A 13,139-nucleotide genomic window follows, 5' to 3' on the forward strand; every position below is an offset into this window, starting at 1 on the left:
GCGACCCCGCGGCCACATTCCCGGCCCCGCCACGCAGGCTTGGGCCAGATGCTTCCGCAAACTGAGCCAAGCGACCGACCCCCGCCGTCAGGCGGCGGCGCGGGCCGGCTCCGGTCGACGACGGGGCCGCAGCGTCCGGCCGACCAGGTCGTTGATCGCCGTCCGCGCCGGCTGCTCCACAAGATAGAAGCTCAGCAAGGCGGCGACCGCCGCGGCCGGAAGCAGGAGCAGATGCTCCAGCAAGCCGTGCGCCGCCGTGTAGAAGGGCTGCTGCCAGAGATAGAGCGAATAGGAATAGATGCCGGCGCGGATCATCACCGGGTTTTCGAACGCCTTCAGCACGGCGCCCGGCGCGGCCGGCATCAGGGCCAGGCTGGCCGCCAGCAGGGTGGTGCCGAGCGAGTATTTGAGGGGATCGGGCGACCCGTCGACCTGCAAGGCGAGCGCGGCCAGGCCCAGCACGACGGGCGCGCCCTTCCAGCTCAGCCAGGCCGGGACCTGGCGTCGCAGCGCGAGATAGACCGCCACGGAGATCAGGATCGAGGCGCCCCTCACGTCGGAGCGCCAGTAGACGTGGTAGTAGCTCAGCCCGTTGAGGGTCTGGATCGCCCCGTTGAGCATCCCCAGCACCGCCAGCCCGGCGCAGACGCCGGCGACGGGGAAGGCCACCCGGCGGCGAACGAACGCCACCAGCCCGAGCAGGATGTAGACGTGCTCCTCGACGCAGAGCGACCAGATGTGCTGGGTGACGCCGGCGGTCTTCGTCCAGAGACCCACGTAGTTGGACGTGAGCGTGATGGCCGCCAGGAAGTTCAGCAGCGACGGTCCGTTGAACGGGGTCGTCAGGCCCACGACGAACATCGCCAGGGCGAACACGAACAGGGCGGGATAGATGCGCGCGAGCCGGCGCGGGAAGAAGGTCGTCAGCGGCGTCTGCCGGACGAAGAGGATTTCGGCCATCAGCCGTCCGCTGAGGACGAAGAACAGCTCGACCCCGAAGCGCCCGAGATTCAGGCCCTGGCTCGTCACGAAATGCCCGAAGAGCACGCTGAGGATCGCAGCGCCTCGCCAGCCGTCCAGATATCCCACGCGGGTCATGCTCGTCTCCGAGCCCCCGCCCCGCCTCTCGCATAGCGGCAGCTGGATAGCTCCGCTACCGACGCGCGAGCACAATCTGTAATCGCCGTCCGCCCGCACAAAAAGCGAGCTTCAAGCCCGACCTTTCGCATCGCGCCGACTGGAGCCGGGCTTGACCTCCCCCGCTCCCTGCCGTTCAAGCGGCCACCCAAGCCTTGCAGCCGCAGGAGAAGCATCATGGCCGAAGATCCGAACCACTGGGACGTCGAGACGCGCCTGGTCCGGGGCGGCATGGCGCGCACCCCCTACGGCGAGATGTCCGAGCCGCTCTTCCTCAACCAGAGCTTCGCCTACGAGAGCGCCGCCGCCGCCGATCGCCGCTTCTCCGGCGAGGAGCCGGGCTTCATCTACCAGCGCTTCGGCAACCCGACGACGCAGGTTTTCGAGGATCGGCTGGCGCTCCTGGAAGGGGCGGAGGCGTGCCGGGCCACCGCTTCGGGCATGGCCGCTGTGCACGCCGCCCTGCTCGGCCTGCTGCGCGCCGGCGACCATCTGGTGGCGGGCCGCGCCCTCTTCGGCTCGTGCAAGTGGATCGTCTCCGAACTGCTGCCGCGCTACGGGATTGAGACGACCTATGTCGACGCCGTCGACCCCGCCGCCTGGCGCGAGGCGGTCCGGCCGAACACCAAGGTCTTCCTGGTGGAGAGCCCGGCCAATCCGCTGCTGGAGATCACGCCCATCGGGGCGGTGGCCGAGATCGCCAAGGCGGCCGGCGCCAAGCTGGTCGTCGACAACGTCTTCGCCACGCCGATCTATCAGAAGCCGCTGGCGCTTGGCGCCGACGTGGTCGTCTACTCCGCCACCAAGCACATCGACGGCCAGGGCCGGGTGCTCGGCGGAGCCATGCTCGGATCTGCCGAGCTGATGAACGAGACCTACAAGGACTTCCTGCGCCACACCGGCCCGGCGCTGTCGCCGTTCAATTCCTGGGTGCTGCTGAAGGGTCTCGAGACGCTGGAGCTGCGCGTCACCCGCCAGACCGAGAACGCCGGCAAGATCGCCGACCTGATCGCCGAACATTCCAAGGTGAAGCGGACCATCTACTGCGGCCGTCCCGACCACCCTCAGGCGGCGATTATCGCCAACCAGATGACCGGCGGCGGCAACGTCATCGCCTTCGACCTGGGCAGCCGCGAAGCCGCCTGGCGGTTCCTCGACGCACTGGAGATCGTCGACATCTCCAACAACCTCGGCGACGCCAAGTCGATGGCCACCCATCCCTCCACCACCACCCACCGCTCGATGACCGAGGAAGACCGCGAAGCCATCGGCCTGACCCAGGGCTGGGTGCGCATCAGCGTCGGCCTCGAAGGCCCTCGCGACCTCGCCCGCGACGTCAGCCGGGCGCTGGACAAGGCCTAGGTGAACGATCCTCCCCTTCCGGGGGAGGATCTAGGCTCGCAAAGCTCCGCCGCACCAGTCCCGGCAGCAGGATCGCCTGGCCTACGCCGCGCAACAGGAAGAAGAGCGAGAAGGCCAGCCAGACGCCGTGGTTGCCCCACGGCCTCGCCACGACAAGCAGCACCAGGAAGCCCGCCAGCGCCCACCCCATGCTGAGCAGCATGGCCCGCGTCCAGCTGGAGCCGATGAAGACGCCGTCGAAGACGAAGGAGGCCACGCCAACCAGCGGCAGCAGCGCCGCCCATCCGATATAGGCGTGGGCCGTGGCGACCACCGCCGGCATGGTGCTGAAGCTGGCGGCCAGCCGCGGGCCGGCCAGGGCGTAGACCAGGGCGATCGCCAGAGCGACCACGCCGGCCGAGATCAGGACGGCCCGCACAAGCCGCTTGAACTCCGCCTTCCGGCCCGCGCCCAGGGCCTCGCCGCACAGCACCTGCGCCGCGGTTTCGAAACCGTCCAGCAGCAGGGCCGACAGGATGAAGAGCTGATAGAGGATGGCGTTGGCGGCCAGCACGACCGCGCCCTGCTGCGCGCCGGCCCGGGTGAGCAGGACGGTCGCCGTCATCAGCAGCAGGGTGCGGCCGAACAGGTCGCGGTTCAGTCGCAGCAGCCTGCCCAGTTCGCCGACATCCCAGGTGCGACGCGCGCGGACGACCGCAACCGCGCTCCGCGCCGGCCGCTCTCTCGCCGCCATCGCCGCAAGGGCGACAAGCTTGGCGGCTTCCGAGCTCAGGGTGGCGATGGCGACGCCGGCGACGCCGAGCCCCAGTCCCAGCACCAGGCCGAGGTCCAGCAGGATGTGGAACAGGTTGGCGGCGACCTCGACCACCAGCACCGCCCGCACCCGCCGCCGGCCGATCAGCCACCCCGTCAGCACCGCGTTGAACAGCCATGGGAGCCCGCCCCAATAGCGGATCGCCACATAGTCCTGCGCCAGGCTGGCGAGCGGCCCTGTGGCGCTGAACATCCTTAGGCCGGCGGGGATCACCACCGGCATGGCCAGGAGCAGCAGGGCCCCGATCGCCGCGGCGGCGACCAGGGCCCGGACCAGCACCTCGGCCTGCGCCGCCTCCACGTCGCGCCCCGCCGCCTGGGCGGTCAGGGCCACGGTGCTCGACCGCAGAAAGTTGAAGACGATCAACAGGGTCATCAGCAGCTTGGCGCCGACTTCCACCGCCCCCTGGGCGACGGCGTCGCCGAGCCGACCGATCACCCACATGTCCGCCAGGCCGAACAGGGCCGTCGCGACGCTGGTCAGCATCGCCGGCAGAGCGATCGCGAGGATCGTCCGCTGCAAGGCGCCGTCGCGCATGTCGAACGGCCCCCTGTCCGCCTCGGTGAGCGTCGCAGCTAACAGTGTCCGCCGGCGACGAAAAGGATCGCCGCCGCGCCGCCTGGGCCGCGCGGGCGGTTTGCACCTAGGCCGCCCGCTGCCCCGCCTGCGCGCGGCGCTCCAGGAACATCGGCATGCCGCCCTTGGGCCGCAGCGTCACCGCCGCCGTCGGCGCCACCTCATGGGTCGGGTCCAGCCGGAAGCGATAGCGCGACAACCATTCGGCGAGGATCAGCAGCGCCTCGTTGATGGCGAAGGCCTGGCCGATGCAGATCCGCGGGCCGGCGCCGAAGGGGATGTACTGGAAGCGATGGTGCTTCGCCTTGGCCTCGGCCGAGAAGTTCTCCGGATCGAACAGGTCCGGCTCGTCCCACAGCGCCTCGTGCCGGTGCAGCAGCCAGGGCCAGATGGTGACCATGTCGCCCTTCAGCACGGGCCGGCCGCAGAGCACGTCGTCGGTGATCGGCGAGCGGTCCATCCGCGTCGCCGGCGGATAGAGCCGCATGGTCTCGTCCAGCACCTGGCGGAGATAGGGCAGCCGGCCGGCCACCTGCATCGGCGAGCCGCCGGCCTCGATGGCGGCGATCGCCTCGGCCGCCGCCCGCTCCTGCACCTCGGGATCGCCGCCCATCAGGTAGAGGGCCCAGGTCAGGGCGTTGGCGGTGGTCTCGTGGCCGGCGACGAAGAACAGGATGCCGTTGCCGAGGGCGAGTTCGGCGGCCTCTTCCGGCGGATGGGTCTCGGCGAAGGCGTCGAGCAGCCGGGTCATGAAGTCCTTCGGCGGCGCGGGGTTGGCCTGCCGGCGTCGGATGAACTCGGTCAGCTTGGCGCGCAGGAAGGCCGAGCCGGCCAGGCCGTCGCGGCGGATCCGCGACTGGTCCAGCCAGGGCAGGCCAAGCAGCCTGACGACGCTGTATTTGCCGGCCGAGGCGAGGGTCGCGGTGATGTGGCCGGAGGCCGCCTCGGACGTCAGCACCGCATCGCCCGAGAACAGCGAGCGGCTCATCACCTCGAAGGTGGCGTGGGTCGCAGCCTCCGCCACGTCGATCCGGTTCGGGGTCTCGCGCGCCCAGCGGTCGGTCTGCTCGAGGGCGACGTCGCGGAAGATCTGGGTGAAGGATTCCACCGCCGCAGGCGTGAACACCGGCGCCATCAGCCGGCGCTGCTCGCGCCAGATATCGCCGTCCGCCACCAGCAGGTTCCAGCCGACGGCCGGCGCCAGGATCCGCTTGATCAGCGCCGGCTTCTCGTAGTTGGCGGCGTTGTCCAGCAGCACATGGCCCACGGCGTCGGGGTCGTTGATGATGTGGTTCCGCACGGTGATCACCCGGGCGAACATGTAGCGCTCGCGGAAGGCCGCCCTCGGCCAGCCCGCCACCCAGTTGGTGGCGAGCTCGCCGCTGAGCCTGCGCCACAGGCGCGGGGGCGTGGTGGGCCGGAACGGCGCGGCTGGACGGAAGCGCGGTTGGCTCATGGCAGGCTCGAGCTCAGAGGTCCTAAACCCTAGGCTTCCGTCGTCCCAGAACCAACCCCGGCTACAACCTCACCTCGGCGTGGATGTCCCGCGGCGGCTCGCGAGGCGGGCCGATGCCGAACAGCCGCGGCTGGGCGCCGTCGCTCGGCAGCCAGATCGCGGCGCTGGTCGGGGTGAAGCGGAGCAGCGCCAGGTCGGGATCGTTGCGGCCCAGCGGATACCAGCGCGCCACCTCGTCGCTCCAGAAGCGGGTGATGGCCGCCGCGTCGTCGGTCATCACGACTTCGCCGTGGACGCAGGCGTAGAGGTCGTGCGTGCGGCCTGTGTAGTGGAAGACGGCCGCGTGGCTCTGCTCGGCGGCGAGCGCGATACGGCTTTGCCTGTGAGCGTAGAACCACAGAGGACCGTGCTGGCCCTCGAAGTGGGCGGTCATCGGCTGGGCGTGGCCCTCATGCTCGGTCGCCAGGCCGAGCATCCCGGTCTTAAGGTCGGACAGGTCGCGCCAGAACCGCGCCAGCAGGTCCTGCGGGTCGGCATGGATCATTTCCTCCACCTCATGTCTCGGACGCTCGCCACCTCGGCGCGCCGCTTTCAAGCGTGAGCGCGCGGCGCCGCCGGCGGTTCCGTCGATCAGGAGGCGGGAGGCGGGCCTACTTCAGGCCCATGTCGTCGGCGGCGAGCCAGGCCGTGATATAGGCGTGCGTCCTGCGCACCAGCTGGGTCGGCCCGGAGAAATAGAACTCGCTGCCGAACAGCTTCTTCTTCTCCGACCACCGGACCGAGCCGGTGTCTTCGCTCTCAAGCACCTGGCGCAGCTTCGCCCGCTTTCCCTTCGGCACGTAGGAGACGTAGGTCACCTCGGTCATGGGCTTTTCCTCGCTGGCTGGGGACGCTCGCGTCACGCCCGCCTTAAGGGCTCGGAGATTCTTGTGGCGCGATTGCGGCGGATCCCGGCCGCAGCCTTCACGCCGCCGTGTCCAGGTCCGTGGGCGCCACGGCGTAGACTCGCGAGCAGTATTCGCAGGTCACGCGGATCTTGCCGTCGTCCTCGACCATGTCCGCCCGCTCGCCGGCGTCGAAGGAGCGCAGCACGGTCTCGATCCGCTCCTGGCTGCAACGGCAGAAGGCGCGCAGCGGGTGGGAGCCGAACACCCGCACCCCGTCCTCGTGGAACAGCCGCCAAAGCAGGGTGTGCGAGGGCAGCTCCGGGTCCACCAGCTCGTCCTCGCCGAGGGTCTCGAACAGGATCTGGGTGCGAGACCAGGCCTCCGCCGTCGGGCCGCGCGCCTCGTCCTCGGCGATGTTCTGGAGCAGGACGCCCCCTGCCCGCCAGTCCTGACGCCCCTTCGGGCCCTCGACCTGGCCGACCGCCAGCCGGACGCGCGTCGGCGTCTGCTCGGACTGGGCGAAATACTGTTCGGCGCACAGCGCCAGGGTCTCGCCCTCGATCGCGGTGACGCCCTGGTAGCGGTCCATGTCCGCGCCCTGGTCCACGGTCATGATGAAGACGCCGTCCCCCAGCAGGCTGCGGGCGCCGGGCCGCACGAAGCCTTCGGACACCGCGGCCACCTGGTCCTCGTCGAACCGGCAGTAGCCGCGCAGGCCGCCGCTGGTGTCGTAGTCTGCGACCACATACCGCACCGGCCCCTTGCCCTGGGCCTGCACGATCAGCCGGCCGTCGAACTTCAGGTTGGAGCCCACCAGGGCGGCGAGCGCGCAGGCCTCGCCCAGCAGGTTCGCCACCGCCTCGGGATAGGCGTGGGCGCGCAGGATTTCGTCGATGGAGGGGCCGAGGCGGGCGATGCGGCCGCGCACGGGCTCGCCCTCGATCTGAAAGGCGCCGACCAGGTCGTCAGGAATGGGAGAAACATCAGGCATGGGCGGCATATAGGTCCGGCGGCGAGATTTTCGAGCGTGGCGACTCAAGCCCCCTCAGTGTCATCCCGGTTTTCGCGAAGCGGAAGACCGGGACCCATGAACACGGCGTCGCGGGAAAGACGCTGTGGCGCCGCTTCGGCTAATCGAAGACTCAGTGCGCATGGGTCCCGGACGAGCCGCTGCGCGGCTTTCCGGGATGACAGCGGGGGGTGAGCCTCAGATCTTGCCGAAGCACCAGGCGAGGATCGACTTCTGGGCGTGCAGGCGGTTCTCGGCCTCGTCCCAGATCACGCTCTGCGGCCCGTCGATCACCTCGTCGGTCACCTCCTCGCCGCGGTGGGCCGGCAGGCAGTGCAGGAAGACGGCGTTGGGCGCGGCGAGATCCATCAGGCCGCCGTCCACCTGGTAGGGCTCCAGGGCGTCCAGCCGCTCGTCGTGGTCGGTGTCGCCCATCGAGACCCAGGTGTCGGTCATCACCACGTCGGCGCCGCGGACCGCCTCGTGCGGGTCCTCGGTGGTCAGCACATGCCCCTGCTGCTCGGCGGCGCGGGCGAGGTCGACCAGGTCCGGGTGGTAGATCGACGGGCAGGCGATCTTCAGCTTGAAGCCGAGCTTCGGGGCGGCGTGGATGAAGCTGGCGCAGACGTTGTTGCCGTCGCCCACCCAGGCCAGGGTCTTGCCCTCCACCCGGCCGCGATGCTCCTCGATGGTCAGGATGTCGGCCATGATCTGGCAGGGGTGGCCCCTGTCCGACAGGCCGTTGATCACCGGCACGCTCGAGGCCATCGCCAGGCGCTCGACGTCCTCGTGGTCGTTGGCGCGGATCATGATCCCGTCGACCATGCGCGACAGCACGCGCGCGGTGTCCTCGATCGGCTCGCCGCGGCCCAGCTGCATCTCGTGGGCGTTGGAGATGATCACGTCCCCGCCCAACTGCCGCATGGCGGCGTCGAACGAGAAGCGGGTGCGGGTCGAGTTCTTCTCGAAGATCATCGCCAGGGTGCGCCCGGCGCCCGGCGCGTCGGGATCGACCTGCCCCTTGGGCCAGCCGAGCCGTGCGGCCTTGCGCGCCTTGGCGTCCTCGAGGATCGCGCGCAGGTCGCTCCCCTCGAGCTTCCAGAGGTCGATGAAATGTCTGGGTTGGGTCATGCCATTAAATCCCCGCTCATCCCGGCGAGAGCCGGGACCCAAGCGGCCCTTGAGATTGGCCGGAGCGGTGGGGATCCCTTCTGAGCTTCAGCTTGGGTCCCGCCCCGGATCAAGTCCGGGGCGGGATGAGCGGAAAATGTTAGGCGGCCTTGGCCTGGGTCCGGGCGCGCTCGCAGGCGCGCTCGAGCTTCTCGATCGCCTCGCGCGCCTCCGCCTGGGTCAGCACGAGGGGCGGCAGCAGGCGCACGCAGTTGTCGCCGCCGCCGGCGATCAGCAGATGCTCGTCGCGGGCGTGCTGCATGAACTCGCGGTTCGGGGTCGCCAGCTTGATCCCGATCAGCAGGCCCTTGCCGCGGATGTCCACCACGACGTCGGGGAAGCGCTCCCGCAGGCCGGTGAGCTGCTGGTTCAGGTAGCCGGCCAGCTCGTTCACATGATCCATCAGCGCCGGCTTGATCAGCTCGTCGACGGCGGCCAGGCCCACGGCCATGGCGAGCGGGTTGCCGCCATAGGTCGAGCCGTGGGAGCCGACGGTCATGCCCTTGGCGGCGTCGACGGTGGCCAGGCAGGCGCCGACCGGGAAACCGCCGCCGAGCGCCTTGGCCAGCGCCATGATGTCGGGCGCGGCGTCCTCGGCCCACTCGTAGGCGAAGAGCTTGCCGGTGCGGCCCAGGCCGCACTGGATCTCGTCGTAGATCAGCAGGACGCCGGTCTCGTCGCAGAGCTGGCGGATCTCGCACAACGCCGCCTCCGTCCAGGCGCGAGCCCCGCCCTCGCCCTGCACGGGTTCGACGACGATGGCCGCGGTGGTCGGGCCGATCGCCTTGCGGATCAGCTCGACGTCGCCGAACGGCAGGTGGACGAAGCCCGGCAGCGGCGGGCCGAAGCCCTCCAGGTAGCTGGGGTTGCCCGAGGCGTTGACCGCCGCGATGGTCCGGCCGTGGAACGAGCCCTCGAAGCCGATGATGTCGATCCGCTCGGGCTGGCCATTGGCCCAGTGGTGCTTGCGCGCAGTCTTGATCGCGCACTCGATCGCCTCGGTCCCGGAATTGGTGAAGAAGACCACGTCGGCGAAGCTGATGCTGGTCAGCCGGTCGGCGAGCGCTTCCTGGCCCGGGATCTTGAAGATGTTGGAGACGTGCCAGAGCTTCTCGGCCTGGGCCTTCAGCGCGTCCACCAGGACCGGGTTGGCGTGGCCGAGCGCGTTCACCGCGATGCCCGCCATGCAGTCGAGATAGGCCTCGCCGTCCGCCGTATAGAGGCGCGAACCTTCGCCTCGCTCGAACGCCAGCGGGGCGCGCGAATAGACGCCCATGATGTGGTCGCTGGGGACGGGCGCGGCGGCTTGGCTCGCGGTCTTATCGGTCACGGAGGGCCCTCCAAAACGGAAGCGTCCCCGCCGTTGTGCGACGAGGACTGGAAGGCCTGGCCTTTTCCGCGTCGAACACCGGGATGTCAATGGTTTGGCCGAGATTTCGCAAAGGTGTCATCTGCGCCGGGCGCCCGGGCGGACAGAAAACCCTCACGTCTTGATCTTGTAGCCGGTCCTGAACATTCCGTAGCAGATCCCGCCGAGCGCCAGGGTCAGCGCCGCCGTCATCGCAGCGCCGATCGCCAGCGAGCCTTCCGCATGGCCGATGAAGCCGTAGCGGAAGCCGTCGATCAGATAGAAGAAGGGGTTCGCCTTGCTGAAGCTGCGGAACGGCTCGGGCAGTCGCTCCACCAGATAGAAGGTGCCGGACAGGAAGGTCATTGGCATGACCACGAAATTGGTCACCGCCGCCATGTGGTCGAACTTCTCCGCCCACAGCCCGGCCATGATGCCGAGGAAGCCCAGGATCAGCGCCGCCCCGACCCCGAAATAGGCGATCGCCCAGAGGTGGGCGACGCCGATTCCGGCGAACGGCAGCACCGCCAGCAGGGTCACCGCCCCGACCAGCAGGCCGCGGGTCGCCGCCCCCAGTGCGAAACCCGCGGCCAGCTCCAGCGGGCTGAGCGGCGGGGTCACGAAGTCCCCCATCAGCCCGTTCATCTTCGACTGCAGCAGGGAGGATGAGGAGTTGGCGAAGGCGTTGTTCAGCACCTGCATCATGATCAGGCCCGGCGCGACGAAGGCGCCGTAGGGCAGGCCGTGAATGGGCGCCGCGCCCTGCGCCGCCACCACGAAGACCATCATATAGAGCAGGGCCGTCACCACCGGCGCGGCGAGGGTTTGCGCCCCCACCTTCAGGAACCGACGGATCTCCCGGAGATAGAGGGTCTTGAACCCCTCCCAGTTGAAGCCGGGGTATTCCCGCGGCGCCGGCGGGATGGCGGTTTCGACGACCATATCCTTCATCCCCCCCATGTGCGCTGGCGCTTGGCGTGCCGCAAGTGCGGCGCAGACTGCGACGAGCTGACGCAACATCTAGTTCCTGTGGAGAACCCGGGGGGCGCCTATTGTGGCTCTTAAGGAGTTGTTTACTACTGATGGTGGTCACTGGGGCAGGAGAGTTCCAGACGCCACAAGATGTTGAATCTTATTTGGTCGCGGGGGCGCGGCCGCGCGGAACGGGAGGCTGAAATGGGCTGGACGGACGAGCGGGTCGAATTGCTCAAGAAGCTCTGGCAGGACGGCCTGTCCGCCAGCCAGATCGCGAAGCAACTTGGGGGCGTGACCCGCAACGCGGTCATCGGAAAAGTTCACCGCCTGGGCCTGTCCGGCCGGGCCGCGCCGTCGAAGCCGGCGCGCACCGTCTTCAAGGCGCCGCGTCCGGCGCGCCCGGTGGCGGCTGCGCCTTCCGCGCCGCGCCGCATCGCCGAGCCGACGACGGCGCTTGCGCCGCAGCCCTCGCCCGTCCGCTATGTGGACGAGGCGCCCGGCATGGCCACGGTGCTCACGCTCGGGGCGCACATGTGCAAGTGGCCGATCGGCGATCCGTCCCTGGACAGCTTCACCTTCTGCGGCCGCCGCTCCGGCGAAGGCCCCTACTGCCACGAACACAATCAGGTCGCCTACCAGCCGGCGCAGACCAAGAAAAAGGCGGGCGCCACCGAGCTCGCCCGCAGCCTGCGCCGCTACATCTAGAGTTTTCGGGTTCCGCGAGGAGAGCGGGCGTACAGTATCCGTTGGGGATGGGGGCGCGTCCCTTCTGGCCGGTCACGGCGAGGGGGAGGCGCCCTTTCTCGTTTCAGATCAAAGCTTCAGCGCCCAACCGGAAGCCGCGTAGCGGCTGTCCGGGATCCATGAACACGGCGTGGCCGATCGCCCTCCCCCGCCCATTGGGTTTCCGGCGCCGAGCCGCTACGTTCCGCCCATGAGCGACACCGCCCCAGAGACCGAATCGAGCGGCAACGCGCGGCCCTATTCCGTCTCGGAGCTGGCGTTCGCACTGAAGCGGACGCTGGAGGACGCCTATGGCTTCGTCCGTCTGCGCGGCGAGCTCTCGAAGGTCACGAACCACTCCAACGGCCACGTCTACCTGACGCTCAAGGACGAGCGCGCGGCGATCGACGGGGTGGTCTGGAAGGGCAGCGTGCGGGGGCTTTCGGTCAGGCCCGAACAGGGGCTGGAAGTGATCGTCACCGGCAAGATCACCTCCTATCCCGCAGGCTCGCGCTACCAGATCGTCATCGAGACCATGGAGGCCGCCGGCGTCGGCGCGCTTCTGGCCCAGCTCGAACGGCTGAAGGTCCGGCTCGCCGGCGAGGGCCTGTTCGAGCCCGCCCGTAAGCACGCCATCCCCGCCATGCCGCGGGTGGTGGGCGTCATCACCAGCCCGACCGGCGCGGTGATCCGCGACATCCTGCACCGCATCCGCGACCGCTGGCCCTGCCACGTGATCGTCTGGCCGGTGGTGGTGCAGGGCGACGCCGCCGCCGCCCAGGTCTCCGCCGCCATCCGCGGCTTCTGCGCCCTGGATCCGGCGGGGCCCATCGCCCGGCCCGACGTGCTGATCGTCGCGCGCGGCGGCGGTTCGGTGGAGGACCTCTGGCCGTTCAACGACGAGGCCCTCGCCCGCACCGTCGCGGCCTGCACCATCCCGCTGATCAGCGCCGTCGGCCACGAGACCGACACCACCCTGATCGACTTCGTCTCCGATCGCAGGGCCCCGACCCCCACGGCTGCGGCGGAGATGGCCACCCCGGTCCTGGCCGAGCTGAAGGCCGCCATCGCCGACCTCGACGCGCGCCTGCACCGCTGCGGCGGCCGCACCGTCGAGGATCGCCGCGCCCGCGTGGCCGCCGCCGAACGCGCCCTGAAGCGGGCGCCCGATCTCCTGCGCCTGGCCGAGCAGCGCTTCGACATCGTCTCCGGCAAGCTGGCCGCCGGCCTCGCCCGCAACGTCGCCCTGCACGAGCGCGACCTGGTGCGGGTGTCGAGCCGGCTCTCCCCGCTGCTGCTGCAACGGCCGCAGACGGTGCACAAGCAAAGGCTCGACGCCGTCGCTCAGCGCCTGAAACCGGCGGCCGTACGCAAGCTCGAGCGCCTCTCCGAACGGCTGGAGTCGCTCGCCAAGCTCTACGTCTCGGTCGACCCCGACCGGCCGCTGCAACGCGGCTTTGCGCGGGTGACACGCCAGGACGGCTCGCTGGTGCGCGAAGGCGCCTCGCTGGCCAGCGGCGAGAGCATCGAGATCAAGTTCGGCGACAAGGTGACCCGCCAGGCCGTGGTCGACGGCGCCTCTGACCCGACCACCGCGGCGGCGAAACCGGCCAAGCCCCGCGTCAAGTCGCCCTCCCCTGCGCAAGGCGACCTGTTCTGAACGCCCTGTTCTGAGCACGAGG

Annotated in this window: 12 protein-coding genes; 3 read left to right on the top strand and 9 right to left on the bottom strand. The window is 69.7% G+C overall.

Features of this window, described 5'->3' with window-relative positions:
* Nucleotides 1-87: 87 nt before the first annotated feature.
* On the bottom strand, nucleotides 88-1,098 hold the full coding sequence (locus ACSQ2B_RS13900; RefSeq protein ID WP_436050671.1) for an acyltransferase family protein: 1,011 nt from the start codon (nucleotides 1,096-1,098) through the stop codon (nucleotides 88-90).
* A 216-nt stretch (nucleotides 1,099-1,314) separates the two neighbouring features.
* Between ACSQ2B_RS13900 and metZ the strand changes: the two genes are divergently transcribed.
* The gene (gene metZ, locus ACSQ2B_RS13905; RefSeq protein ID WP_436050672.1) at nucleotides 1,315-2,499 is read left to right on the top strand and encodes an O-succinylhomoserine sulfhydrylase; all 1,185 of its coding nucleotides are present in this window, start codon (nucleotides 1,315-1,317) and stop codon (nucleotides 2,497-2,499) included.
* Here metZ and ACSQ2B_RS13910 read toward each other — a convergent pair.
* The 8 genes from ACSQ2B_RS13910 to ACSQ2B_RS13945 all read right to left on the bottom strand — a co-directional run bounded on the left by ACSQ2B_RS13910 (nucleotide 2,474) and on the right by ACSQ2B_RS13945 (nucleotide 10,710).
* Nucleotides 2,474-3,850 carry an MATE family efflux transporter gene (locus ACSQ2B_RS13910; protein ID WP_436050673.1) on the bottom strand — a complete coding sequence of 459 codons (1,377 nt, stop codon included), beginning with the start codon at nucleotides 3,848-3,850 and terminating at the stop codon, nucleotides 2,474-2,476. The genes metZ and ACSQ2B_RS13910 overlap by 26 nt on opposite strands.
* Nucleotides 3,851-3,956: 106 nt before the next feature.
* The gene (locus ACSQ2B_RS13915; protein ID WP_436050674.1) at nucleotides 3,957-5,345 is read right to left on the bottom strand and encodes a cytochrome P450; all 1,389 of its coding nucleotides are present in this window, start codon (nucleotides 5,343-5,345) and stop codon (nucleotides 3,957-3,959) included.
* Between the two features lie 61 nt (nucleotides 5,346-5,406).
* Nucleotides 5,407-5,889, bottom strand: a complete 483-nt coding sequence (locus ACSQ2B_RS13920; protein WP_436050676.1) for a pyridoxamine 5'-phosphate oxidase family protein — start codon at nucleotides 5,887-5,889, stop codon at nucleotides 5,407-5,409.
* Between the two features lie 106 nt (nucleotides 5,890-5,995).
* On the bottom strand, nucleotides 5,996-6,211 hold the full coding sequence (locus ACSQ2B_RS13925) for a hypothetical protein (protein WP_436050678.1): 216 nt from the start codon (nucleotides 6,209-6,211) through the stop codon (nucleotides 5,996-5,998).
* Nucleotides 6,212-6,308: 97 nt separating this feature from the next.
* The gene (locus ACSQ2B_RS13930) at nucleotides 6,309-7,232 is read right to left on the bottom strand and encodes an Hsp33 family molecular chaperone (RefSeq protein ID WP_436050679.1); all 924 of its coding nucleotides are present in this window, start codon (nucleotides 7,230-7,232) and stop codon (nucleotides 6,309-6,311) included.
* 207 nt (nucleotides 7,233-7,439) lie between these two features.
* Nucleotides 7,440-8,372 (bottom strand): ornithine carbamoyltransferase, encoded by a 933-nt coding sequence (gene argF / locus ACSQ2B_RS13935; protein ID WP_436050680.1) that lies wholly within the window; start codon nucleotides 8,370-8,372, stop codon nucleotides 7,440-7,442.
* 139 nt (nucleotides 8,373-8,511) lie between these two features.
* Nucleotides 8,512-9,687, bottom strand: a complete 1,176-nt coding sequence (locus ACSQ2B_RS13940) for an aspartate aminotransferase family protein (protein ID WP_436051034.1) — start codon at nucleotides 9,685-9,687, stop codon at nucleotides 8,512-8,514.
* Nucleotides 9,688-9,894: 207 nt separating this feature from the next.
* Complete coding sequence (locus ACSQ2B_RS13945; RefSeq protein ID WP_436050682.1) at nucleotides 9,895-10,710, bottom strand: ABC transporter permease; 816 nt, start codon at nucleotides 10,708-10,710, stop codon at nucleotides 9,895-9,897.
* A gap of 225 nt (nucleotides 10,711-10,935) precedes the next feature.
* Between ACSQ2B_RS13945 and gcrA the strand changes: the two genes are divergently transcribed.
* Both gcrA and xseA read left to right on the top strand, forming a co-directional pair.
* Nucleotides 10,936-11,439 carry a cell cycle sigma 70 cofactor GcrA gene (gene gcrA / locus ACSQ2B_RS13950; protein ID WP_436050683.1) on the top strand — a complete coding sequence of 168 codons (504 nt, stop codon included), beginning with the start codon at nucleotides 10,936-10,938 and terminating at the stop codon, nucleotides 11,437-11,439.
* Nucleotides 11,440-11,668: 229 nt separating this feature from the next.
* Nucleotides 11,669-13,117, top strand: a complete 1,449-nt coding sequence (gene xseA / locus ACSQ2B_RS13955) for an exodeoxyribonuclease VII large subunit (RefSeq protein ID WP_436050684.1) — start codon at nucleotides 11,669-11,671, stop codon at nucleotides 13,115-13,117.
* The last annotated feature ends 22 nt before the right edge of the window (nucleotides 13,118-13,139 follow it).

This window comes from Phenylobacterium sp. LjRoot225 (assembly GCF_964252855.1).
GTDB lineage: Bacteria > Pseudomonadota > Alphaproteobacteria > Caulobacterales > Caulobacteraceae > Phenylobacterium.

Coding starts and splice junctions, on each gene's coding strand:
- ACSQ2B_RS13900 (WP_436050671.1), bottom strand. CDS start 1,098: ATGACCCGCGTGGGATATCTGGACGGCTGGCGAGGCGCTGCGATCCTC.
- ACSQ2B_RS13910 (WP_436050673.1), bottom strand. CDS start 3,850: ATGCGCGACGGCGCCTTGCAGCGGACGATCCTCGCGATCGCTCTGCCG.
- argF (WP_436050680.1), bottom strand. CDS start 8,372: ATGACCCAACCCAGACATTTCATCGACCTCTGGAAGCTCGAGGGGAGC.
- ACSQ2B_RS13945 (WP_436050682.1), bottom strand. CDS start 10,710: ATGAAGGATATGGTCGTCGAAACCGCCATCCCGCCGGCGCCGCGGGAA.
- ACSQ2B_RS13930 (WP_436050679.1), bottom strand. CDS start 7,232: ATGCCGCCCATGCCTGATGTTTCTCCCATTCCTGACGACCTGGTCGGC.
- ACSQ2B_RS13925 (WP_436050678.1), bottom strand. CDS start 6,211: ATGACCGAGGTGACCTACGTCTCCTACGTGCCGAAGGGAAAGCGGGCG.
- gcrA (WP_436050683.1), top strand. CDS start 10,936: ATGGGCTGGACGGACGAGCGGGTCGAATTGCTCAAGAAGCTCTGGCAG.
- ACSQ2B_RS13940 (WP_436051034.1), bottom strand. CDS start 9,687: ATGGGCGTCTATTCGCGCGCCCCGCTGGCGTTCGAGCGAGGCGAAGGT.
- metZ (WP_436050672.1), top strand. CDS start 1,315: ATGGCCGAAGATCCGAACCACTGGGACGTCGAGACGCGCCTGGTCCGG.
- xseA (WP_436050684.1), top strand. CDS start 11,669: ATGAGCGACACCGCCCCAGAGACCGAATCGAGCGGCAACGCGCGGCCC.
- ACSQ2B_RS13920 (WP_436050676.1), bottom strand. CDS start 5,889: ATGATCCATGCCGACCCGCAGGACCTGCTGGCGCGGTTCTGGCGCGAC.
- ACSQ2B_RS13915 (WP_436050674.1), bottom strand. CDS start 5,345: ATGAGCCAACCGCGCTTCCGTCCAGCCGCGCCGTTCCGGCCCACCACG.